The organism is Enterobacter asburiae (assembly GCF_001521715.1).
Taxonomy (GTDB): domain Bacteria; phylum Pseudomonadota; class Gammaproteobacteria; order Enterobacterales; family Enterobacteriaceae; genus Enterobacter; species Enterobacter asburiae.
Genome location: NZ_CP011863.1, coordinates 3329257 through 3353442, shown reverse-complemented (window position 1 = coordinate 3353442; position 24186 = coordinate 3329257). Strand labels below are relative to the sequence as shown.

The 24186-nt window shown below is 53.3% G+C and carries 18 protein-coding genes and 4 tRNA genes; 18 read left to right on the top strand and 4 right to left on the bottom strand.

What is annotated here, in order from left to right; translation table 11 throughout:
• The first annotated feature begins 489 nt into the window (after window positions 1-489).
• The 5 genes from dppA to dppF all read left to right on the top strand — a co-directional run bounded on the left by dppA (window position 490) and on the right by dppF (window position 6194).
• Entirely contained in the window at window positions 490-2097 is a 1608-nt protein-coding gene (gene dppA / locus ACJ69_RS16215) for a dipeptide ABC transporter periplasmic-binding protein DppA (protein WP_029742038.1), read from the top strand.
• Window positions 2098-2258: 161 nt separating this feature from the next.
• Window positions 2259-3278, top strand: coding sequence for a dipeptide ABC transporter permease DppB (gene dppB / locus ACJ69_RS16210; RefSeq protein ID WP_023334097.1), 1020 nt, complete (start codon window positions 2259-2261; stop codon window positions 3276-3278).
• Window positions 3279-3287: 9 nt separating this feature from the next.
• Window positions 3288-4190 (top strand): dipeptide ABC transporter permease DppC, encoded by a 903-nt coding sequence (gene dppC / locus ACJ69_RS16205; protein ID WP_029742039.1) that lies wholly within the window; start codon window positions 3288-3290, stop codon window positions 4188-4190.
• 10 nt (window positions 4191-4200) lie between these two features.
• On the top strand, window positions 4201-5184 hold the full coding sequence (gene dppD, locus ACJ69_RS16200) for a dipeptide ABC transporter ATP-binding protein (RefSeq protein WP_008502772.1): 984 nt from the start codon (window positions 4201-4203) through the stop codon (window positions 5182-5184).
• Complete coding sequence (dppF, locus tag ACJ69_RS16195) at window positions 5181-6194, top strand: dipeptide ABC transporter ATP-binding subunit DppF (RefSeq protein ID WP_059347318.1); 1014 nt, start codon at window positions 5181-5183, stop codon at window positions 6192-6194. The genes dppD and dppF overlap by 4 nt, the downstream gene beginning before the upstream one ends.
• 43 nt (window positions 6195-6237) lie before the next feature.
• Here dppF and coaA read toward each other — a convergent pair whose 3' ends face one another.
• A complete protein-coding gene (gene coaA, locus ACJ69_RS16190) occupies window positions 6238-7188 on the bottom strand; it encodes a type I pantothenate kinase (protein WP_021242480.1) in 951 nt (316 codons plus the stop codon).
• Window positions 7189-7505: 317 nt separating this feature from the next.
• Here coaA and ACJ69_RS16185 point away from each other — a divergent pair.
• The 13 genes from ACJ69_RS16185 to rpoC all read left to right on the top strand — a co-directional run bounded on the left by ACJ69_RS16185 (window position 7506) and on the right by rpoC (window position 21572).
• A tRNA-Thr gene (locus ACJ69_RS16185) sits at window positions 7506-7581 on the top strand.
• A gap of 8 nt (window positions 7582-7589) precedes the next feature.
• Window positions 7590-7674, top strand: a tRNA-Tyr gene (locus ACJ69_RS16180).
• Window positions 7675-7791: 117 nt separating this feature from the next.
• Window positions 7792-7866, top strand: a tRNA-Gly gene (locus tag ACJ69_RS16175).
• A gap of 6 nt (window positions 7867-7872) precedes the next feature.
• Window positions 7873-7948, top strand: a tRNA-Thr gene (locus tag ACJ69_RS16170).
• A 118-nt stretch (window positions 7949-8066) separates the two neighbouring features.
• A complete protein-coding gene (tuf, locus tag ACJ69_RS16165) occupies window positions 8067-9251 on the top strand; it encodes an elongation factor Tu (protein ID WP_023309456.1) in 1185 nt (394 codons plus the stop codon).
• A gap of 228 nt (window positions 9252-9479) precedes the next feature.
• Window positions 9480-9863, top strand: a complete 384-nt coding sequence (secE, locus tag ACJ69_RS16155) for a preprotein translocase subunit SecE (protein ID WP_014068449.1) — start codon at window positions 9480-9482, stop codon at window positions 9861-9863.
• Between the two features lies 1 nt (window position 9864).
• On the top strand, window positions 9865-10410 hold the full coding sequence (gene nusG, locus ACJ69_RS16150) for a transcription termination/antitermination protein NusG (RefSeq protein WP_002438628.1): 546 nt from the start codon (window positions 9865-9867) through the stop codon (window positions 10408-10410).
• Window positions 10411-10566: 156 nt separating this feature from the next.
• Window positions 10567-10995, top strand: coding sequence for a 50S ribosomal protein L11 (rplK, locus tag ACJ69_RS16145; RefSeq protein ID WP_008503452.1), 429 nt, complete (start codon window positions 10567-10569; stop codon window positions 10993-10995).
• A 3-nt stretch (window positions 10996-10998) separates the two neighbouring features.
• Window positions 10999-11703: a 50S ribosomal protein L1 gene (gene rplA, locus ACJ69_RS16140; protein WP_006810530.1), complete on the top strand. Its 705-nt coding sequence runs from the start codon at window positions 10999-11001 to the stop codon at window positions 11701-11703.
• A 291-nt stretch (window positions 11704-11994) separates the two neighbouring features.
• Window positions 11995-12492 carry a 50S ribosomal protein L10 gene (gene rplJ / locus ACJ69_RS16135; RefSeq protein ID WP_001207203.1) on the top strand — a complete coding sequence of 166 codons (498 nt, stop codon included), beginning with the start codon at window positions 11995-11997 and terminating at the stop codon, window positions 12490-12492.
• A 66-nt stretch (window positions 12493-12558) separates the two neighbouring features.
• A complete protein-coding gene (gene rplL / locus ACJ69_RS16130) occupies window positions 12559-12924 on the top strand; it encodes a 50S ribosomal protein L7/L12 (protein WP_006176746.1) in 366 nt (121 codons plus the stop codon).
• Window positions 12925-13243: 319 nt separating this feature from the next.
• The gene (rpoB, locus tag ACJ69_RS16125; protein ID WP_023334099.1) at window positions 13244-17272 is read left to right on the top strand and encodes a DNA-directed RNA polymerase subunit beta; all 4029 of its coding nucleotides are present in this window, start codon (window positions 13244-13246) and stop codon (window positions 17270-17272) included.
• A gap of 76 nt (window positions 17273-17348) precedes the next feature.
• The gene (gene rpoC, locus ACJ69_RS16120) at window positions 17349-21572 is read left to right on the top strand and encodes a DNA-directed RNA polymerase subunit beta' (RefSeq protein ID WP_029741888.1); all 4224 of its coding nucleotides are present in this window, start codon (window positions 17349-17351) and stop codon (window positions 21570-21572) included.
• A 115-nt stretch (window positions 21573-21687) separates the two neighbouring features.
• Here rpoC and ACJ69_RS16115 read toward each other — a convergent pair whose 3' ends face one another.
• The 3 genes from ACJ69_RS16115 to ACJ69_RS16105 all read right to left on the bottom strand — a co-directional run bounded on the left by ACJ69_RS16115 (window position 21688) and on the right by ACJ69_RS16105 (window position 24035).
• Complete coding sequence (locus tag ACJ69_RS16115; RefSeq protein ID WP_033146992.1) at window positions 21688-22005, bottom strand: PTS lactose/cellobiose transporter subunit IIA; 318 nt, start codon at window positions 22003-22005, stop codon at window positions 21688-21690.
• Window positions 22005-22313, bottom strand: coding sequence for a PTS sugar transporter subunit IIB (locus tag ACJ69_RS16110; protein WP_023334100.1), 309 nt, complete (start codon window positions 22311-22313; stop codon window positions 22005-22007). Before ACJ69_RS16110 ends, ACJ69_RS16115 begins: the two co-directional genes overlap by 1 nt.
• Window positions 22314-22493: 180 nt before the next feature.
• Window positions 22494-24035 carry a sensor domain-containing diguanylate cyclase gene (locus ACJ69_RS16105; RefSeq protein WP_029741808.1) on the bottom strand — a complete coding sequence of 514 codons (1542 nt, stop codon included), beginning with the start codon at window positions 24033-24035 and terminating at the stop codon, window positions 22494-22496.
• Window positions 24036-24186: the final 151 nt, after the last annotated feature.

The following is a 24186-nucleotide window of genomic DNA, read 5'->3' as shown; positions in this document are numbered from 1 at the left end:
TTTTTTATATATAGATTGATCTTTTTTCGCGTTGCTTATGGATAACCTCAGCATTTTTCGCTGTGCGTTTTAACGTTCGCGGTATTTAGTGCTCAGATAATCACCATTCTGCAAGAAAATTTACCCATTCTGAATAAAAGTTAATCACTGATTGTTGCGAAATATGAAGATACTTGTGCTGCAAGATAGCGAGTAGCATAAATTTCCCTGCTGAAAACTGGCATGCATAGTTTTTTTAATCTTTGTTTGCGGTTTCTCACACTCAGCGTAAATCCCCGTCACCTGTATTGACGTTTTCACATTCTGTTGACAGATTGTAGGGCATGAGGGGCATTTCAGGGACGATCTGCGCTGCAACTCAAACGCTCTTCTGAAAGGATTCTCCATCCCTTTAAAGCCTTCGGGCATCACCGACCGGACCGGGTAAAAAATAAATAAAGGTCTGGCGGCGTAACACAACAAAGCAAAACATCACATTGGAGCAGAATAATGAGTATTTCCTTGAAGAAGTCAGGGATGCTGAAGCTTGGTCTGAGCCTGGTGGCTATGACCGTGGCAGCAAGCGTACAGGCAAAAACCCTGGTTTACTGTTCTGAAGGCTCGCCGGAAGGCTTTAACCCACAGCTCTTTACCTCTGGTACGACTTACGACGCAAGCTCTGTACCGATCTATAACCGTCTGGTTGAATTCAAAACCGGTACCACGGAAGTGATTCCGGGTCTGGCCGAGAAGTGGGACGTCAGCGAAGACGGCAAAACCTATACCTTCCACCTGCGCCAGGGCGTGAAGTGGCAGGACAGCAAAGAATTCAAACCAACGCGCGACTTTAACGCCGACGACGTTGTGTTCTCCTTCGACCGTCAGAAAAACGCTCAGAACCCGTACCACAAAGTGTCTGGCGGCAGCTATGAATACTTTGAAGGGATGGGCCTGCCTGACCTGATTGCTGAAGTGAAAAAAGTGGACGATAAAACGGTTCAGTTCGTGCTGACGCGTCCGGAAGCGCCATTCCTGGCTGACCTGGCCATGGACTTCGCCTCAATTCTGTCCAAAGAGTATGCGGACAACATGCTGAAAGCCGGTACGCCGGAAAAAGTTGACCTGAACCCAATCGGTACCGGTCCATTCCAGCTGCTGCAGTACCAGAAAGACTCCCGCATTCTGTATAAAGCGTTCGAAGGCTATTGGGGCACCAAGCCGAAGATCGACCGTCTGGTCTTCTCCATCACGCCTGATGCGTCAGTGCGTTATGCAAAACTGCAGAAAAACGAATGCCAGGTAATGCCGTACCCGAACCCGGCTGATATCGCCCGCATGAAGCAGGACAAGAACATCAACCTGCTGGAGCAGGCTGGCCTGAACGTGGGCTATCTCTCCTTCAACACCGAGAAGAAACCGTTTGATGACGTGAAAGTGCGTCAGGCGTTGACCTACGCGGTGAACAAAGAAGCGATCATCAAGGCGGTTTACCAGGGCGCAGGCGTTGCTGCCAAGAACCTGATCCCACCAACCATGTGGGGCTATAACGACGACGTTAAAGACTACACCTACGATCCTGAGAAAGCGAAAGCGCTGCTGAAAGAAGCGGGCCAGGATAAAGGCTTTACCGTTGAGCTGTGGGCGATGCCGGTACAGCGTCCTTACAACCCGAACGCACGCCGTATGGCGGAAATGGTTCAGGCTGACTGGGCTAAGGTTGGCGTTCAGGCCAAGATTGTGACCTACGAGTGGGGCGAGTACCTGAAGCGCGCCAAAGCGGGTGAGCACCAGGCGGTAATGATGGGCTGGACCGGTGACAACGGGGATCCGGACAACTTCTTCGCCACCCTGTTCAGCTGCGCAGCGGCGAAAGACGGTTCTAACTACTCTCGCTGGTGCTACAAGCCGTTTGAAGACCTGATCCAGCCGGCGCGTGCGACCGACGATCACAACAAACGTATTGAACTGTACAAGCAGGCTCAGGTTGTTATGCACGATCAGGCTCCGGCGCTGATTGTTGCTCACTCCACCGTGTACGAGCCAGTGCGTAAAGAAGTGAAGGGCTATGTGGTTGATCCACTGGGCAAACACCACTTCGAAAACGTATCTGTTGAATAATAAGTAGGGTGTTCTCCCTCTCCCTCCGGGAGAGTGCAGGGGTGAGGGGCGTGCATGCATCCCCTCACCCTAACCTTCTCCCGCTGGGAGAGGGAATTTACATTTGTGAGCAATACAGACGTCACGCCAATGGTCGTGCGTCATCAGAGAGAATCCGGGTTATGTTGCAGTTCATCCTCCGACGTCTGGGACTTGTTATCCCCACGTTTATCGGTATCACCCTTCTCACTTTTGCCTTCGTCCATATGATCCCCGGCGACCCGGTAATGATTATGGCGGGCGAGCGTGGTATTTCCCCTGAGCGCCATGCACAGCTGCTGGCGGAACTCGGTCTCGATAAGCCGATGTGGCAGCAGTACCTCCACTATATCTGGGGCGTGTTGCACGGTGATTTAGGGATTTCGCTGAAAAGCCGTCTTCCGGTGTGGGACGAGTTCGTGCCGCGTTTTAAAGCGACGCTGGAGCTTGGCGTCTGCGCCATGATTTTCGCCACTGCGGTGGGTATTCCTGTCGGGGTACTGGCTGCCGTCAAGCGTGGCTCTATTTTTGACCATACCGCCGTGGGCCTGGCGCTGACCGGCTACTCCATGCCCATCTTCTGGTGGGGCATGATGCTGATCATGCTGGTATCGGTGCAGCTTAACCTGACACCGGTCTCCGGGCGCGTCAGTGATATGGTCTTCCTGGATGACTCCAACCCGCTCACCGGCTTTATGCTGATTGATACGGCTATCTGGGGCGAAGAGGGCAACTTCATTGATGCCGTGGCGCACATGATCCTGCCTGCCATGGTGCTGGGCACCATTCCTCTGGCGGTGATCGTGCGTATGACCCGTTCATCGATGCTGGAAGTGCTGGGTGAGGATTATATCCGCACCGCGCGCGCCAAGGGCCTGACGCGTATGCGCGTCATCATCGTTCACGCGCTGCGTAATGCCATGCTGCCGGTGGTGACCGTCATCGGTCTCCAGGTGGGGACGTTGCTGGCGGGGGCGATCCTGACCGAAACCATCTTCTCCTGGCCGGGCCTTGGACGCTGGCTGATTGACGCGCTGCAACGCCGTGACTATCCGGTTGTGCAGGGCGGTGTACTGCTGGTCGCGACGATGATTATCCTCGTCAACCTGCTGGTCGATTTGCTGTACGGCGTGGTGAACCCGCGTATTCGTCATAAGAAGTAAGGGACCATCATGTCACAAGTCACTCAAAATAAAGTGGTCGCTGCACCGGTTCCTATGACGCCGCTGCAGGAATTCTGGCACTACTTCAAGCGCAATAAAGGCGCGGTGGTAGGGCTGGTGTATGTCGTAATCATGATCCTGATTGCGGTGTTTGCGAACTTCCTCGCACCGTATAACCCGGCGGACCAGTTCCGCGATGCGCTGCTCGCGCCGCCTGCGTGGCAGGATGGCGGTAGCCTGACGCACCTGCTGGGTACCGATGACGTGGGCCGCGACGTGCTGTCGCGTCTGATGTACGGCGCGCGCCTGTCGCTGCTGGTCGGCTGTCTCGTTGTTGTGCTGTCGCTGATCATGGGCGTTGTACTCGGCCTGGTTGCCGGTTACTTCGGCGGCATCGTTGATAACATCATCATGCGCATCGTCGACATCATGCTGGCGCTGCCAAGCCTGCTGCTGGCACTGGTGCTGGTGGCGATCTTCGGCCCGTCGATCGGCAATGCCGCGCTGGCATTGACCTTCGTGGCGCTCCCTCACTACGTGCGTTTAACACGTGCGGCGGTGCTGGTGGAAGTGAACCGCGATTACGTCACCGCGTCTCGCGTGGCGGGGGCCGGTGCGATGCGCCAGATGTTCGTCAATATCTTCCCTAACTGCCTTGCGCCGCTGATTGTTCAGGCGTCGCTCGGTTTCTCTAACGCCATTCTTGATATGGCCGCTCTTGGCTTCCTGGGCATGGGTGCGCAGCCGCCAACACCGGAGTGGGGCACCATGCTCTCCGACGTGTTGCAGTTCGCACAAAGCGCCTGGTGGGTTGTCACCTTCCCGGGTCTGGCAATCCTGCTGACGGTGCTGGCATTTAACCTGATGGGTGATGGCCTGCGTGATGCGCTTGATCCCAAACTGAAGCAGTAAGAGGCACGAGATGGCGTTATTAAATGTAGATAAATTATCGGTGCACTTCGGTGACGAAGGCACCCCGTTTCGCGCCGTGGACCGCATCAGCTACAGCGTAAATCAGGGCGAAGTGGTTGGCATTGTCGGGGAGTCCGGTTCCGGTAAGTCAGTGAGCTCGCTGGCGATCATGGGGCTGATTGATTACCCGGGCCGCGTGATGGCGGAAAACCTGCAGTTTAACGGTCAGGACCTGAAGCGCATTTCTGAAAAACAGCGCCGCCAGCTGGTGGGCGCCGAAGTGGCGATGATTTTCCAGGATCCCATGACCAGCCTGAACCCCTGCTACACCGTTGGTTTCCAGATTATGGAAGCGATTAAGGTGCATCAGGGCGGGAATAAGAAAACCCGTCGTCAGCGCGCGATCGATCTGCTGAACCAGGTGGGTATTCCGGACCCGGCATCGCGTCTGGACGTTTACCCGCATCAGCTCTCAGGTGGGATGAGCCAGCGCGTGATGATCGCGATGGCGATTGCCTGTCGACCAAAACTGCTGATTGCGGATGAACCGACGACGGCGCTGGATGTGACCATCCAGGCGCAAATCATCGAACTGCTGCTGGAGCTGCAGCAGAAAGAGAATATGGCGCTGGTGCTAATTACGCACGATCTGGCGCTGGTGGCCGAAGCCGCGCACAAAATCATCGTGATGTATGCCGGTCAGGTGGTCGAAACCGGAAATTCACACGATATTTTCCGCGCGCCACGTCACCCGTATACCCAGGCGCTTTTACGCGCGCTGCCGGAGTTTGCCCAGGACAAAGCGCGTCTGGCGTCGCTGCCGGGTGTGGTACCGGGTAAATATGACCGTCCCCAGGGCTGTCTGCTCAATCCGCGCTGTCCGTATGCGACGGATAAATGCCGGGCAGAAGAGCCAGAGCTTAACCAGCTTGCTGACGGTCGTCAGTCGAAATGCCACTACCCACTCGATGATGCCGGGAGGCCAACACTATGAGTACGCAACAGGCCACCACGCAACAGCCGCTGTTGCAGGCCATCGATCTGAAAAAATACTACCCGGTGAAGAAGGGGCTGTTTGCTCCTGAACGCCTGGTGAAAGCGCTGGACGGCGTCTCTTTTAACCTCGAACGCGGTAAAACGCTGGCGGTGGTGGGGGAGTCTGGCTGCGGCAAATCCACGCTGGGCCGTCTGCTGACGATGATTGAAGTGCCGACCGGCGGCGAGCTCTATTATCAGGGGCAGGACCTGCTCAAGCACGATCCGCAGGCGCAGAAGCTGCGTCGCCAGAAAATCCAGATTGTGTTCCAGAACCCCTATGGTTCTTTGAACCCGCGTAAAAAAGTCGGGCAGATTCTGGAAGAGCCGCTGCTGATCAACAGTAATCTGAGCAAAGAGCAGCGCCGTGAAAAAGCGCTGGCGATGATGGCGAAGGTCGGCCTCAAAACCGAGCATTATGACCGCTATCCGCACATGTTCTCCGGCGGCCAGCGTCAGCGTATCGCTATCGCGCGCGGGCTGATGCTCGATCCGGACGTGGTGATTGCCGATGAGCCGGTCTCCGCGCTCGACGTATCCGTGCGTGCGCAGGTGCTGAACCTGATGATGGATCTCCAGCAGGAGCTGGGGCTCTCTTACGTGTTCATCTCCCACGACCTGTCGGTGGTAGAGCATATTGCCGATGAAGTGATGGTGATGTACCTGGGGCGCTGCGTGGAGAAGGGGACTAAAGACCAGATCTTCAATAATCCTCGTCACCCGTATACCCAGGCGCTGCTGTCTGCGACGCCGCGTCTGAACCCTGACGATCGTCGTGAGCGTATTAAGCTGACGGGTGAACTGCCAAGTCCGCTGAATCCACCTCCGGGATGTGCATTCAACGCCCGCTGCAGTCGCCGCTTTGGTCCGTGCACCCAGCTCCAGCCGCAGCTGAAGGATTATGGCGGCCAGCTGGTTGCCTGCTTCGCGGTCGATCAGGATGAAAATGGCGAGAAGCCACAGTTATAACGAAAAAAACCGGCGCTAAGCCGGTTTTTTTATGTCTGCTTGATTATTTCCGCAGGCGAATCTGGTCGACGGCGTGCTTCTCGCTCTTGGTGAGGATCAGGCTCGCGCGCTCGCGCGTCGGCAGGATGTTCTCTTTGAGGTTCACGTAGTTGATCTCATTCCACAGCCCCGTGGCCACGTTGATCGCTTCTTCTTCAGAAAGCTGAGCATAGTGGTGGAAATAGGAATCCGGGTCAGTGAACGCCCCTTCGCGGAACTTCAGGAAGCGGTTGATGTACCAGTTTTGCAGCAGATCTTCCGGCGCATCGACATAAATAGAGAAATCGACGAAATCCGAGACGAATACGTGATGCGGGTCGTGAGGATAGTCCATCCCGCTTTGCAGCACGTTCAGACCTTCCAGAATCAGGATGTCCGGCTGGACCACGGTTTTATCCCCGCCCGGGATGCGATCGTAGATCAGGTGCGAATAGACTGGCGCAGTCACGTGCGGCACGCCGGATTTCAGGTCAGAGACAAATTTCACCAGACGGTGCATATCATAAGAAAGCGGGAAACCCTTCTTCTTCATCAGCCCACGTTCTTTTAACACCTCGTTCGGGTGCAGGAAGCCGTCGGTGGTGATCAGCTCCACGCTGCGGTGTTCCGGCCAGCGGCTCAACAGCGCCTGCAGGACGCGCGCGGTGGTACTTTTACCCACGGCCACGCTGCCTGCGATACTAATGATATAAGGAATACGTTGACCGTTCGTCCCGAGAAACTGCTCCAGCACGGCCTGACGGCGCAGGTTCGAGCTGATATAGAAGTTAAGCAAGCGAGAGAGGGGGAGATAAATTTCTGCCACCTCTTCCAGGGACAGATCTTCGTTTATCCCTTTTAACCGTGCGATTTCACCTTCCGTCAGCGTCATAGGGACGGAATCACGCAGGGCAGCCCACTGGCTGCGGTTAAAGTGAAGATAAGGCGTCATTAACGTTTGCTCTTTTTTGCTCATAAGCATGCTTCAGTGAGCCAGCATCACACTGCCGGATCGTGGCTCATCACACAGTTAATTTTGGACAATGGGCAGGAGGTTAACACCAGATGACGGGAATAATAAGAAAAAAGATGGAAAGCGCTGCGTAACGCGGAAGCCGTCACGCTACGGTGAATACGGTGCAAATCACGCTGATATGTTGAATATTTGACCTCGAATGACTACTTTTACAGCGTCTGATGTGCTCTTCGCATAAAATGTGAGCGAAAGAACGTTTTATGCAAATTTTTAGTTGCATGACCGCGCAGGTATCCATAGAATGCGCGCTACTTGATGCCGACTTAGCTCAGTAGGTAGAGCAACTGACTTGTAATCAGTAGGTCACCAGTTCGATTCCGGTAGTCGGCACCATCAAGTCCGGTGGGGTTCCCGAGCGGCCAAAGGGAGCAGACTGTAAATCTGCCGTCACAGACTTCGAAGGTTCGAATCCTTCCCCCACCACCACTTTCTGGCAGCGTAAATGCCGCCGGAGCTGGTTGGAAAAATTAGCCAGCTCAAACTGAAAAAGAGAGAAATCTCTTTTTTTGTTACAGAAAGAACTGGGTAGCCGAGTTTCAGGATGCGGGCATCGTATAATGGCTATTACCTCAGCCTTCCAAGCTGATGATGCGGGTTCGATTCCCGCTGCCCGCTCCAATACGTGCTGATATGGCTCAGTTGGTAGAGCGCACCCTTGGTAAGGGTGAGGTCCCCAGTTCGACTCTGGGTATCAGCACCACTTCACTTCTCCTTCCCGTTTCTCTCTGTTTCAATTTTACTGTATTCAACAATTCAGGCATTTCGCCTGGTTGATGTGGTGATATCACCGATTTATCCGTGTCTTAGAGGGACAATCGATGTCTAAAGAAAAGTTTGAACGTACAAAACCGCACGTTAACGTCGGTACTATCGGCCACGTTGACCATGGTAAAACAACGCTGACCGCTGCAATCACTACCGTTCTGGCAAAAACCTACGGTGGTTCTGCTCGTGCATTCGACCAGATCGATAACGCACCAGAAGAAAAAGCTCGTGGTATCACCATCAACACTTCCCACGTTGAGTACGACACCCCGACTCGCCACTACGCACACGTAGACTGCCCAGGCCACGCCGACTATGTTAAAAACATGATCACCGGTGCTGCGCAGATGGACGGCGCGATCCTGGTTGTTGCTGCGACTGACGGCCCAATGCCTCAGACTCGTGAGCACATCCTGCTGGGTCGTCAGGTAGGCGTTCCTTTCATCATCGTGTTCCTGAACAAATGCGACATGGTTGATGACGAAGAGCTGCTGGAACTGGTAGAGATGGAAGTTCGTGAACTGCTGTCTCAGTACGATTTCCCGGGCGACGATACTCCAATCGTTCGTGGTTCTGCTCTGAAAGCGCTGGAAGGCGACGCAGAGTGGGAAGCGAAAATCATCGAACTGGCTGGCTTCCTGGATTCTTACATCCCAGAACCAGAGCGTGCGATTGACAAGCCATTCCTGCTGCCAATCGAAGACGTATTCTCCATCTCCGGTCGTGGTACCGTTGTTACCGGTCGTGTAGAGCGCGGTATCATCAAAGTTGGCGAAGAAGTTGAAATCGTTGGTATCAAAGAGACTGCTAAGTCTACCTGTACTGGCGTTGAAATGTTCCGCAAACTGCTGGACGAAGGCCGTGCTGGTGAGAACGTTGGTGTTCTGCTGCGTGGTATCAAACGTGAAGAAATCGAACGTGGTCAGGTTCTGGCGAAGCCAGGCTCAATCAAGCCACACACCAAGTTCGAATCTGAAGTGTACATCCTGTCCAAAGACGAAGGCGGCCGTCATACTCCGTTCTTCAAAGGCTACCGTCCACAGTTCTACTTCCGTACAACTGACGTGACCGGTACCATCGAACTGCCAGAAGGCGTTGAGATGGTAATGCCAGGCGACAACATCAAGATGGTTGTGACTCTGATCCACCCAATCGCGATGGACGACGGTCTGCGTTTCGCAATCCGTGAAGGTGGCCGTACCGTTGGCGCGGGCGTGGTTGCTAAAGTTCTCGGCTAATCGCTGATAACATTTGACGCAATGCGCATGAAAAGGGCATCATTTGATGCCCTTTTTGCACGCTTTCACATCAGAACCTGGCTCATCAGTGATTATTTTTGTCATAATCATTGCTGAGACAGGCTCTGCAGAGAGCGTATAATCCATAAAGGGATTAGCGTTTCGATTTGGCTCGCCTCGCAATCGCGGGGTGAAATTATTTGTAGAATTCTTCTGACAGGTTGGTTTATGAGTGCGAATACCGAAGCTCAAGGGAGCGGGCGCGGCCTGGAAGCGATGAAGTGGGTCGCTGTTGCCGTGCTGCTGATTGTGGCAATCGTTGGCAACTATCTTTATCGTGACATGATGCTGCCGCTCCGCGCGCTGGCAGTGGTGATTCTGATTGCTGCAGCGGGCGGTGTCGCGCTGTTGACGACTAAGGGTAAAGCAACCGTTGCTTTCGCTCGCGAAGCACGTACCGAAGTCCGCAAGGTCATTTGGCCGACTCGCCAGGAAACATTGCATACCACGCTGATCGTGGCTGCAGTGACTGCGGTAATGTCACTGATCCTGTGGGGACTGGATGGTATTCTGGTTCGCCTGGTTTCCTTTATTACTGGCCTGAGGTTCTAAGATGTCTGAAGCCCCTAAAAAGCGTTGGTACGTCGTTCAGGCGTTTTCCGGTTTTGAAGGCCGCGTAGCAACGTCGCTGCGTGAGCATATCAAATTACACAACATGGAAGAGTTATTTGGCGAAGTTATGGTTCCGACCGAAGAAGTGGTTGAGATCCGTGGCGGCCAACGTCGCAAAAGCGAGCGTAAATTCTTCCCGGGTTACGTGCTGGTTCAGATGGTGATGAACGACGCGAGCTGGCACCTGGTGCGCAGCGTACCGCGCGTGATGGGCTTTATCGGCGGCACGTCTGACCGTCCGGCGCCAATCAGCGACAAAGAAGTTGATGCGATTATGAACCGCCTGCAGCAGGTGGGTGATAAGCCGCGTCCGAAAACGCTGTTTGAACCGGGTGAAATGGTTCGTGTTAGCGACGGTCCGTTTGCTGACTTTAACGGTGTGGTTGAAGAAGTGGACTACGAGAAGTCCCGCCTGAAAGTTTCTGTTTCTATCTTCGGTCGTGCGACCCCGGTAGAACTGGACTTTGCGCAGGTCGAAAAAGCCTAAGCAGCGATCAAAAAAGCGGCGATTTAATCGTTGCACAGGGCGCGAGATTGGAATACAATTTCGCGCCTTTTGTTTTTATGGGCCCCGGCCCGTAAAACGAATTTTATTCACGGGGAGCCTTCCTGAGGCGCTATTACCCAATCAGAGGATTTTAGAATGGCTAAGAAAGTACAAGCCTACGTCAAGCTGCAGGTTGCAGCTGGTATGGCGAACCCAAGTCCACCAGTTGGTCCAGCTCTGGGTCAGCAGGGTGTGAACATCATGGAATTCTGTAAAGCGTTCAACGCCAAAACCGAATCCCTGGAAAAAGGTCTACCAATCCCAGTCGTAATCACTGTTTACGCTGACCGTTCTTTCACTTTCGTTACCAAAACCCCTCCAGCAGCTGTTCTGCTGAAGAAAGCGGCTGGTATCAAGTCTGGTTCCGGTAAACCGAACAAAGACAAAGTGGGTAAAATTTCCCGCGCTCAGCTGCAGGAAATCGCGCAGACCAAAGCTGCCGACATGACTGGTGCCGACATTGAAGCGATGACTCGCTCAATCGAAGGTACTGCACGTTCCATGGGCCTGGTAGTGGAGGACTAAGAAATGGCTAAACTGACCAAGCGCATGTCCGTGATCCGTGACAAAGTTGATGCGACCAAACAGTACGACATCAACGAAGCTATCGCTCTGCTGAAAGAACTGGCAACTGCTAAGTTCGTTGAAAGCGTTGACGTTGCCGTTAACCTCGGCATCGACGCGCGTAAATCCGATCAGAACGTTCGTGGCGCAACTGTACTGCCACACGGTACTGGCCGTTCCGTTCGCGTAGCTGTATTTGCTCAGGGTGCAAACGCTGAAGCTGCTAAAGCTGCCGGCGCTGAACTGGTAGGTATGGAAGATCTGGCTGATCAGATCAAGAAAGGCGAAATGAACTTTGACGTTGTTATTGCTTCTCCAGATGCAATGCGCGTTGTTGGCCAGCTGGGCCAGGTTCTGGGTCCACGCGGCCTGATGCCAAACCCGAAAGTTGGTACTGTAACTCCTAACGTTGCTGAAGCGGTTAAGAACGCTAAAGCAGGTCAGGTTCGTTATCGTAACGACAAAAACGGCATCATCCACACCACCATCGGTAAAGTGGACTTTGACGCTGACAAACTGAAAGAAAACCTGGAAGCTCTGCTGGTTGCGCTGAAAAAAGCAAAACCAACTCAGGCGAAAGGCGTGTACATCAAGAAAGTTAGCATCTCCACCACCATGGGTGCAGGTGTTGCAGTTGACCAGGCTGGCCTGAGCGCTGCTGCAAACTAATGCCTTTACGTGGGCGGTGATTTTGTCTACAATCTTACCCCCACGTTTGCTAACGAAAGTTAGCGGCTAAAAGATTTGTTCGTTGGAGCCTGGCCTAATCCAGGCCTCCGTCGAAGACCGCAGGTGTTTCGCAAGAGACTTAATCCCCTGCGTAGACGGTGACAGAACGCTAAGATTATTTTTGGATACTCTGGCTTGTTTCTGCTCACCGTATTAAGACGCTCTTTCCGTTTGGGAGAGTGAAGTGAGTTCCGGAACATGAGTTCCGGCAAACATCCAGGAGCAAAGCTAATGGCTTTAAATCTTCAAGACAAACAAGCGATTGTTGCTGAAGTCAGCGAAGTAGCCAAAGGCGCGCTGTCTGCAGTAGTTGCGGATTCCCGTGGCGTTACTGTAGACAAAATGACTGAACTGCGTAAAGCAGGTCGTGAAGCTGGCGTATACATGCGTGTTGTTCGTAACACCCTGCTGCGTCGCGTAGTTGAAGGTACTCAGTTCGAGTGCCTGAAAGACACGTTTGTTGGTCCGACCCTGATTGCATACTCTATGGAACACCCGGGCGCTGCTGCTCGTCTGTTCAAAGAGTTCGCGAAAGCGAATGCAAAATTTGAGGTCAAAGCTGCAGCCTTTGAAGGTGAGTTGATCCCGGCATCGCAAATCGATCGCCTGGCAACCCTGCCGACCTACGAAGAAGCAATTGCACGCCTGATGGCAACCATGAAAGAAGCTTCGGCTGGCAAACTGGTTCGCACTCTGGCTGCTGTTCGCGATGCAAAAGAAGCTGCTTAATCGCAGTTATCTTTATAAAGCATTTGCTTACGTATAAACTTATTCTGATTTTCAGGAACAATTTAAATGTCTATCACTAAAGATCAAATCATTGAAGCAGTTGCAGCTATGTCCGTAATGGACGTTGTAGAACTGATTTCTGCAATGGAAGAAAAATTCGGTGTTTCTGCTGCTGCTGCTGTAGCTGTAGCTGCGGGCCCGGCTGAAGCTGCTGAAGAAAAAACTGAATTCGACGTAATTCTGAAAGCTGCTGGCGCTAACAAAGTTGCTGTTATCAAAGCAGTACGTGGCGCAACTGGCCTGGGTCTGAAAGAAGCTAAAGACCTGGTAGAATCTGCTCCAGCTGCGCTGAAAGAAGGCGTGAGCAAAGACGACGCAGAAGCACTGAAAAAATCTCTGGAAGAAGCTGGCGCTGAAGTTGAAGTTAAATAAGCCAACTTTTCTGGTTGCAGCCTAAGTAATTAGGCTGATGGCTGGTGACTTTTTAGTCACCAGCCTTTTTGCGCTGTAAGGCATCAGTAGCATTTCACACTGTTTGACTGCTGATTGTCCTGACAATGCATGTTTCTATCGACGACTTAATATATTGCGACAGGGTGCTCGCTCTGTGTAAATCGCGACGAAATGATTTAAGCGTGATAGCAACAGGTATTGCGGAAAGTATTCAATTTTCCGGTCCACAAAATGGTGTTGCACAAACTGTCCCTTCGTCGGACAGATGGGTCGACTTGTCAGCGAGCTGAGGAACCCTATGGTTTACTCCTATACCGAGAAAAAACGTATTCGTAAGGATTTTGGTAAACGTCCACAAGTTCTGGACATTCCATATCTCCTTTCTATCCAGCTTGACTCGTTCCAGAAGTTTATCGAGCAAGATCCTGAAGGGCAGTACGGTCTGGAAGCAGCCTTCCGCTCCGTGTTCCCGATTCAGAGCTACAGCGGTAACTCCGAGCTGCAGTACGTCAGCTACCGCCTTGGCGAACCGGTGTTTGACGTTCAGGAATGTCAGATCCGTGGCGTGACCTATTCCGCACCGCTGCGCGTAAAACTGCGTCTGGTGATCTACGAGCGCGAAGCGCCGGAAGGCACCGTAAAAGACATTAAAGAACAAGAAGTCTACATGGGTGAAATTCCACTCATGACAGACAACGGTACTTTCGTTATCAACGGTACTGAGCGTGTTATCGTTTCCCAGCTGCACCGTAGCCCGGGCGTCTTCTTCGACAGCGATAAAGGTAAAACACACTCTTCCGGTAAAGTACTGTATAACGCACGCATCATTCCTTACCGTGGTTCATGGCTGGACTTCGAGTTCGATCCGAAAGACAACCTGTTTGTCCGTATCGACCGTCGTCGTAAGCTGCCTGCAACCATCATTCTGCGTGCGCTGCAATACACCACTGAACAGATCCTGGACCTGTTCTTTGAGAAAGTGATCTTTGAAATCCGCGACAACAAGCTGCAGATGGAGCTGGTGCCGGAACGTCTGCGTGGTGAGACCGCGTCGTTCGACATCGAAGCCGACGGCAAAGTGTATGTGGAAAAAGGTCGCCGTATCACCGCGCGCCACATTCGCCAGCTGGAAAAAGATGATATCAAACTCATCGAAGTTCCGGTTGAGTACATTGCAGGAAAAGTAGCCGCGAAAGATTACGTTGATGAATCAACGGGTGAGCTGATCTGCCCAGCGAACATGGAGCTGAGCCTGGATCTGCTGGCTAAGCTGAGCCAGTCTGGCCACAAACGTATCGAAACGCTGTTCACCAACGATCTGGACCACGGTGCGTATATCTCTGAGACTATTCGCGTCGACCCAACCACCGATCGTCTGAGCGCGCTGGTAGAAATCTACCGCATGATGCGCCCTGGTGAGCCACCAACTCGCGAAGCGGCGGAAAGCCTGTTCGAGAACCTGTTCTTCTCCGAAGACCGCTACGATCTGTCCGCGGTTGGTCGTATGAAGTTCAACCGTTCTCTGCTGCGCGACGAAATCGAAGGTTCCGGTATCCTGAGCAAAGACGACATCATCGAAGTGATGAAGAAGCTCATCGATATCCGTAACGGTAAAGGCGAAGTGGACGATATCGACCACCTCGGCAACCGTCGTATCCGTTCCGTAGGCGAAATGGCGGAAAACCAATTCCGCGTTGGCCTGGTACGTGTAGAGCGTGCGGTGAAAGAGCGTCTGTCTCTGGGCGATCTGGATACCCTGATGCCTCAGGATATGATCAACGCCAAGCCGATTTCTGCAGCAGTGAAAGAGTTCTTCGGTTCAAGCCAGCTGTCTCAGTTCATGGACCAGAACAACCCGCTGTCTGAGATTACGCACAAACGTCGTATCTCTGCACTCGGCCCAGGCGGTCTGACCCGTGAACGCGCAGGCTTTGAAGTTCGAGACGTACACCCGACGCACTACGGTCGCGTATGTCCAATCGAAACGCCTGAAGGTCCAAACATCGGTCTGATCAACTCCCTGTCCGTGTACGCACAGACTAACGAATACGGTTTCCTCGAGACTCCGTACCGTAAAGTGACTGACGGTGTTGTAACCGACGAAATTCACTACCTGTCTGCTATCGAAGAAGGCAACTACGTTATCGCTCAGGCGAACTCCAACCTGGATGACGAAGGCCACTTTGTAGAAGATCTGGTAACCTGCCGTAGCAAAGGCGAATCCAGCTTGTTCAGCCGCGACCAGGTTGACTACATGGACGTATCCACCCAGCAGGTGGTATCCGTCGGTGCGTCCCTGATCCCGTTCCTTGAACACGATGACGCCAACCGTGCATTGATGGGTGCGAACATGCAACGTCAGGCCGTTCCAACTCTGCGCGCTGATAAGCCGCTGGTTGGTACCGGTATGGAACGTGCTGTTGCCGTTGACTCCGGTGTTACTGCGGTTGCTAAACGTGGCGGTACTGTTCAGTACGTCGACGCATCCCGTATCGTTATCAAAGTTAACGAAGACGAGATGTATCCGGGCGAAGCAGGTATCGACATTTATAACCTGACCAAATACACCCGTTCTAACCAGAACACCTGTATCAACCAGATGCCTTGCGTATCTCTGGGTGAGCCAGTTGAGCGCGGCGACGTGCTGGCAGACGGTCCGTCCACCGACCTCGGTGAACTGGCGCTCGGTCAGAACATGCGCGTAGCGTTCATGCCGTGGAACGGTTACAACTTCGAAGACTCCATCCTCGTCTCCGAGCGTGTGGTTCAGGAAGATCGTTTCACCACCATCCACATTCAGGAACTGGCATGTGTGTCCCGTGACACCAAGCTGGGGCCAGAAGAGATCACCGCTGACATCCCTAACGTGGGTGAAGCTGCGCTCTCCAAACTGGATGAATCCGGTATCGTTTACATCGGTGCGGAAGTGACCGGCGGCGACATTCTGGTTGGTAAGGTTACGCCGAAAGGTGAAACCCAGCTGACGCCAGAAGAGAAACTGCTGCGTGCAATCTTCGGTGAGAAAGCGTCTGACGTTAAAGACTCTTCTCTGCGCGTACCAAACGGTGTTTCCGGTACGGTTATCGACGTTCAGGTCTTCACCCGTGACGGCGTTGAAAAAGATAAGCGTGCGCTGGAAATCGAAGAGATGCAGCTCAAACAGGCTAAGAAAGACCTGTCTGAAGAACTGCAGATCCTCGAAGCGGGTCTGTTCAGCCGTATCTATGCGGTGCTGGTTGCCGGTGGCGTTGAAGCTGAGAAGCTCGACAAACTGCCACGCGATCGCTGGCTGGAACTGGGCCTGACCGACGAAGAGAAACAAAATCAGCTGGAACAGCTGGCTGAGCAGTATGACGAACTGAAACACGAGTTCGAGAAAAAACTCGAAGCGAAACGCCGTAAAATCACTCAGGGCGACGATCTGGCACCAGGCGTGCTGAAGATTGTTAAGGTGTATCTGGCCGTTAAACGTCAGATCCAGCCTGGTGATAAGATGGCAGGTCGTCACGGTAACAAGGGTGTTATCTCTAAGATCAACCCGATCGAAGATATGCCGCACGATGCTAACGGTACGCCGGTAGATATCGTACTGAACCCGCTGGGCGTACCGTCTCGTATGAACATCGGTCAGATCCTGGAAACCCACCTGGGTATGGCTGCGAAAGGTATCGGCGACAAGATCAACGCCATGCTGAAGCAGCAGGAAGAAGTCGCGAAACTGCGCGAATTCATCCAGCGTGCCTACGATCTGGGTACCGACGTTCGTCAGAAAGTCGACCTGAATACCTTCAGTGATGAAGAAGTGCTGCGCCTGGCTGAGAACCTGAAAAAAGGTATGCCAATCGCAACGCCAGTCTTCGATGGTGCGAAAGAAGCTGAAATTAAAGAGCTGCTGCAACTGGGTGGTCTGCCAACGTCTGGTCAGATTACGCTGTTTGACGGCCGTACCGGTGAACAGTTCGAGCGTCCGGTAACCGTAGGTTACATGTACATGCTGAAACTGAACCACCTGGTCGACGACAAGATGCACGCTCGTTCTACCGGCTCTTACAGCCTGGTTACTCAGCAGCCGCTGGGTGGTAAGGCACAGTTCGGTGGTCAGCGCTTCGGGGAGATGGAAGTGTGGGCGCTGGAAGCATACGGCGCGGCATACACCCTGCAGGAAATGCTCACCGTTAAGTCTGATGACGTGAACGGTCGTACCAAGATGTATAAAAACATCGTGGACGGCAACCATCAGATGGAGCCGGGCATGCCAGAATCCTTCAACGTACTGTTGAAAGAGATTCGTTCGCTGGGTATCAACATCGAACTGGAAGACGAGTAATTCTCGCTCAAACAGGTCACTGGTGCCGGGTTAATCCCCGGCACCAGATTGTGCTAACTCCGACGGGAGCAAATCCGTGAAAGATTTATTAAAGTTTCTGAAAGCGCAGACTAAAACCGAAGAGTTTGATGCGATCAAAATTGCTCTGGCTTCGCCAGACATGATCCGTTCATGGTCATTCGGTGAAGTTAAAAAGCCGGAAACCATCAACTACCGTACGTTCAAACCTGAGCGTGACGGCCTTTTCTGTGCGCGTATTTTCGGGCCAGTAAAAGATTACGAGTGCCTGTGCGGTAAGTACAAGCGCCTGAAACACCGTGGTGTGATCTGTGAGAAGTGCGGCGTTGAAGTGACCCAGACCAAAGTGCGCCGTGAGCGCATGGGCCACATCGAGCTGGCGTCTCCGACCGCTCACATCTGGTTCCTGAAATCTCTGCCGTCCCGTATCGGTCTGCTGCTGGATATGCCGCTGCGCGATATCGAACGCGTTCTGTACTTCGAATCTTATGTGGTTATCGAAGGCGGGATGACGAACCTGGAACGTCATCAGATCCTGACTGAAGAGCAGTATCTGGACGCGCTGGAAGAGTTCGGTGACGAATTCGACGCGAAGATGGGTGCGGAAGCTATTCAGGCCCTGCTGAAGAGCATGGATCTGGAGCAAGAGTGCGAGCAGCTGCGTGAAGAGCTGAACGAAACCAACTCCGAAACCAAACGTAAAAAGCTGACCAAGCGTATCAAACTGCTGGAAGCGTTCGTTCAGTCTGGTAACAAACCAGAGTGGATGATCCTGACCGTTCTGCCGGTTCTGCCGCCAGATCTGCGTCCACTGGTTCCGCTGGATGGTGGTCGTTTCGCAACGTCCGATCTGAACGATCTGTATCGTCGCGTTATTAACCGTAACAACCGTCTGAAACGTCTGCTGGATCTGGCTGCGCCGGACATCATCGTACGCAACGAAAAACGTATGCTGCAGGAAGCGGTAGATGCCCTGCTGGATAACGGTCGTCGCGGTCGTGCGATCACCGGTTCTAACAAACGTCCTCTGAAATCTTTGGCCGACATGATCAAAGGTAAACAGGGTCGTTTCCGTCAGAACCTGCTCGGTAAGCGTGTTGACTACTCCGGTCGTTCTGTAATCACCGTAGGTCCATACCTGCGTCTGCATCAGTGCGGTCTGCCGAAGAAAATGGCACTGGAGCTGTTCAAACCGTTCATCTACGGCAAACTGGAACTGCGTGGCCTGGCCACCACCATCAAAGCCGCTAAGAAAATGGTTGAGCGTGAAGAAGCTGTCGTTTGGGATATCCTGGACGAAGTTATCCGCGAACACCCGGTACTGCTGAACCGTGCACCAACCCTGCACCGTTTGGGTATCCAGGCATTTGAGCCAGTCCTGATCGAAGGTAAAGCTATCCAGCTGCACCCGCTGGTTTGTGCGGCATATAACGCCGACTTCGATGGTGACCAGATGGCTGTTCACGTACCGCTGACGCTGGAAGCCCAGCTCGAAGCGCGTGCGCTGATGATGTCTACCAACAACATCCTGTCCCCAGCGAACGGTGAACCTATCATCGTTCCTTCTCAGGACGTTGTATTGGGTCTGTACTACATGACCCGTGACTGTGTTAACGCCAAAGGCGAAGGCATGGTGCTGACTGGCCCGAAAGAAGCTGAGCGTATTTATCGCGCTGGCCTGGCCTCTCTGCATGCGCGCGTTAAAGTGCGTATCACCGAATACGAAAAAGATGAAAACGGCGAATTCGTTGCGAAAACCAGCCTGAAAGACACGACCGTTGGCCGTGCCATTCTGTGGATGATCGTACCGAAAGGTCTGCCTTTCTCCATCGTCAACCAGGCGCTGGGCAAGAAAGCGATCTCCAAAATGCTGAACACCTGTTACCGCATTCTGGGTCTGAAGCCGACCGTTATCTTCGCTGACCAGACAATGTATACCGGCTTTGCTTATGCAGCGCGTTCAGGTGCATCTGTTGGTATTGATGACATGGTCATCCCAGAGAAGAAACACGAGATCATCTCTGAAGCGGAAGCCGAAGTTGCTGAGATCCAGGAGCAGTTCCAGTCTGGTCTGGTTACCGCGGGCGAACGCTATAACAAAGTTATCGATATCTGGGCAGCGGCGAACGATCGTGTATCCAAAGCGATGATGGATAACCTGCAGACCGAAACCGTGATTAACCGTGACGGCGTAGAAGAGCAGCAGGTTTCCTTCAACAGCATCTACATGATGGCCGACTCCGGTGCGCGTGGTTCCGCAGCACAGATTCGTCAGCTGGCAGGTATGCGTGGTCTGATGGCGAAGCCAGATGGCTCCATCATCGAAACGCCAATCACCGCGAACTTCCGTGAAGGTCTGAACGTACTCCAGTACTTCATCTCCACGCACGGTGCTCGTAAAGGTCTGGCGGATACCGCACTGAAAACTGCGAACTCCGGTTATCTGACGCGTCGTCTGGTTGACGTTGCGCAGGATCTGGTTGTGACCGAAGACGATTGTGGCACCCTCGAAGGTATCACCATGACCCCGGTTATCGAGGGTGGTGATGTTAAAGAGCCACTGCGCGATCGCGTTCTGGGTCGTGTAACTGCGGAAGACATTCTGAAGCCGGGTACTGCAGACATTCTGGTTCCACGCAACACGCTGCTGCACGAGCACTGGTGTGACCTGCTGGAAGCGAACTCTGTTGACTCCGTGAAAGTACGTTCCGTTGTATCTTGTGACACCGACTTTGGTGTATGTGCGCACTGCTACGGTCGTGACCTGGCGCGTGGCCACATCATCAACAAAGGTGAAGCAATCGGCGTTATCGCGGCACAGTCCATCGGTGAGCCGGGTACACAGCTGACGATGCGTACGTTCCACATCGGTGGTGCGGCATCTCGTGCGGCTGCTGAATCCAGCATCCAGGTGAAAAACAAAGGTAGCATCAAGCTCAGCAACGCGAAGTCTGTTGTTAACTCCGCTGGCAAGCTGGTTGTGACCTCTCGTAACACCGAGCTGAAGCTGATCGACGAATTCGGTCGTACCAAAGAGAGCTATAAAGTGCCTTACGGTGCGGTTATGGCGAAAGGTGATGGCGAGCAGGTTGCCGGCGGTGAAACCGTTGCAAACTGGGATCCACACACCATGCCGGTTATCACCGAAGTAAGTGGTTTCATCCGCTTCACTGACATGATCGACGGCCAGACCATTACTCGTCAGACTGACGAGCTGACCGGTCTGTCTTCTCTGGTGGTTCTGGATTCTGCTGAACGTACTACCGGTGGTAAAGATCTGCGTCCTGCACTGAAAATCGTTGATGCTCAGGGTAACGACGTTCTGATCCCGGGTACCGACATGCCTGCGCAGTACTTCCTGCCGGGTAAAGCGATCGTTCAGCTGGAAGATGGCATTCAGATCGGTGCGGGTGATGCTCTGGCGCGTATTCCACAGGAATCCAGCGGTACCAAGGACATCACCGGTGGTCTGCCACGCGTTGCGGACCTGTTCGAAGCACGTCGTCCGAAAGAGCCTGCAATCCTGGCTGAAATCAGCGGTATCATCTCCTTCGGTAAAGAGACCAAAGGGAAACGCCGTCTGGTTATCACTCCAGTAGATGGCAGCGAACCGTACGAAGAGATGATTCCTAAGTGGCGTCAGCTCAACGTGTTCGAAGGTGAACGTGTAGAACGCGGTGACGTGGTTTCCGATGGTCCAGAAGCACCGCACGACATTCTGCGTCTTCGTGGCGTACACGCGGTAACGCGTTACATCACCAACGAAGTGCAGGACGTTTACCGTCTGCAGGGCGTTAAGATTAACGATAAGCACATCGAAGTTATCGTTCGTCAGATGCTGCGTAAAGCAACCATCGAAAACGCAGGCAGCTCCGAGTTCCTGGAAGGCGAGCAGGTTGAATACTCACGCGTCAAGATTGCTAACCGCGATCTGGAAGCGAACGGCAAAATCGGTGCGACCTTCTCGCGCGATCTGCTGGGTATCACCAAAGCGTCTCTGGCAACCGAGTCCTTCATCTCTGCAGCATCGTTCCAGGAAACGACTCGTGTCCTGACCGAAGCCGCTGTTGCTGGTAAGCGTGATGAACTGCGCGGTCTGAAAGAGAACGTCATCGTGGGTCGTCTGATCCCAGCTGGTACCGGTTATGCGTACCATCAGGATCGTATGCGTCGTCGTGCTGCGGGCGAACTGCCAGCTGCACCGCAGGTGACTGCTGAAGATGCATCCGCGAGCCTGGCAGAACTGCTGAACGCAGGTCTGGGCGGTTCCGACAACGAGTAATCGTTGATGCCCGGTGATGAATATTACCGGGCATGTGCCTCGTAGGTCGGGTAAGCGCAGCGCCACCCGACCATAAAAAACCCGCCTCGGCGGGTTTTTTTACATCTGTAGGTTATCAGTTTACCAACGGGATCCGACGATAAAGCTCAATCATATCGCCCGCCAGATCCTGAATGACCATCGCGTTCATCAGGTGATCCTGAGAGTGGACGGTGATCAGGTTAACCGGAAGCTTCCCGGTCCCTTCGTCAAAACCGATAAGCTGAGTCTGGATCGTGTGCGCATGCTTCACATATTCGCGCGACTCTTCCATCGCTTTTTCTGCTTCGTCAAACTCACCTTTACGCGCCATCTGTAACGCCGTCAGGGCCGCACTGCGCGCCGCGCCTGCGTTGACCAGCAGTTCCATTATCGTGGTTTCTAAGTCTTCCATTATGACTCCAGAAGTTTGAGCGCTTTTTCCAGTACGGCATCGCCTTTCATCATGCCGTAATCCATCATGTCGATCACCGCGACCTTTTTACCCAGCGGCTCGGCCTGTGCCTGAAGTTTCGCCTGCTCGTATTTAACCTGTGGCCCCAGCAATACGATGTCGGCCGTCGCGATGTTGTCTTTAAACTCCGCAACCGGAACGGCTTTAATGGTGACTTCAACCCCTTTTTTCTGCGCGGCGTCTTTCATACGTTGAACCAGCATGCTGGTTGACATTCCCGCTGCACAGCATAAAACGATGTTCTTCATAATCAGCCTCGATCTACATGTGTTTATTGATAATTATCCCGTGCAGAGCGCTTCAACAACCGGTTTACCGCGATTGTGTGTCAGGCATCACAAAGAAACCGGTGATTTTCTGAAACCGGTTACAATTTTGCATTGTTGGGTACCCGGCCCGTGGAAACGGGCAGGGTGAAAGAGGGAGGATTAGCTGATGGACGTTCGGTTAATGCGGTTTTTGCCCTGCTGTTTGGCGCTGTAGAGGGCGTTATCAACGCTTCCGACAAATTGCTCCAGCGGTTCAAAATGCCACTCCCCAAGACCGCCGCTGAACGTAACCCGCAGGTTTTCTTCTCGCCAGACGCGTTTTTCAACTGCGGTACGCCAGGCTTCCAGCAATGAGAGCGCAGACGTCATCTGCTCAGCCTGGAAAATTACCGCAAACTCTTCTCCACCGTACCGGTAAAGCGAGACGTGATGTGGCTGCATGATCTGGATCCCTTCGCGGGCCACGTTGCGCAGAACGATATCACCGGTCAGGTGGCCCAGCGTGTCGTTAATCGACTTGAAGTTATCAATGTCCACCAGCGCCATCGCGAAGGGCTGCTGGGCATTCAGCAGCTCCGCGATATCGCTATCGAACGCGCGGCGGTTTTTACAGCCCGTCAGCGCATCGTGAGTGGCCTGGCGCACATAGGCCATCTCACGCTCTTTGTTGGACTGGATAGTATGGCTCAGCATCGCTTCCAAGCGTGGCGCCTCGCTGACGTCGCCGGTTTTGATGGCATTGATAATGTGCATCAGCACGGTACGCGAGGCGTGGCGAAGGTATAAGCCGAAGAGGATGATGATAATGGCCGCCAGCGCAAACCCCCAGCCAACAATCGTTGTTTCGTGGCGGGTGATATCGGTGAGCGTCTCGCCAGAGACCCGGTAGATGACAAACCAGTCCGGATTGGTAAATGAGTAGTAGTAATACCAGGCGTTGCTTTTTTTGTCGTAAAGGTGGCCTTCGCCGCTGGTCATTTTGTCCATCAGCGCTTCGCTCACGTACTGTTTGAAGAGCGCGCCTGTATCCGGGTGAAGCACAACGGCGCCGTCGCGTTCAACGACGAAGAATTCTCCCTGAACGGGCGCCACCATCTGACGCAGTGTAAAGCCCATTGACGTCAAGTCGAGATGAAACGCGATCGTTCCCTTCAGTCTGCCTTCGGGTGAAATTAAGGGTTTATAAAGTGTGACCGTCGGATGGCCGGTGAAGTAGTCCATGTACGGGCGAGTATAGTGGCTGAAGATACTGGCTTCGGCCTGCGCGATAAACCACGGCCGCTTCCGGGGATCGAAGGTTTTACTCTTCTCCGTGGGTAGCACTTCCGGCGCGCGGAGATAATGCCCCTGCGTGTCCGCCAGCGAGATGGAGGATACGGTCGGCATCAGGTTTTGCAAATGCATCATCATCTGCAGCCCCTGCGTCGGGTTAACGTTGAGCGTCTCGTTTAGCCTGTCGTCGCGGGCAAAGTACATCGCGGAACGGCCCAGGATATAGTCGTTTTCACGCAGGATAGACTCGGTGTAGTTCACCGCCAGGTTGTGCGTGAAATTGCTGTTGATCTGGTGATAATCCTCAAGAAAATCTTTTCGTTGCGAAAGCGTCACCGCGATCGCGATCACCGCAAAACTGCAGAGGATCCCCGCGAAGCTGAGCATGATTGGCCGGGTAAAAGAGAGCTTTTTGCTGTGAAGTGCCATGAGCTGTACATCGTTCCTGATGGTGAATACTTTTCGTCTGCCGATATCCTCTCAGCATAGTCGCTGTCCTGCGGTTAGCGGTGAATTATACGGCACACGATTTCTGGCGGGATGATTTATCTTAAGAACCATTAAGAAAATACTTATTCAA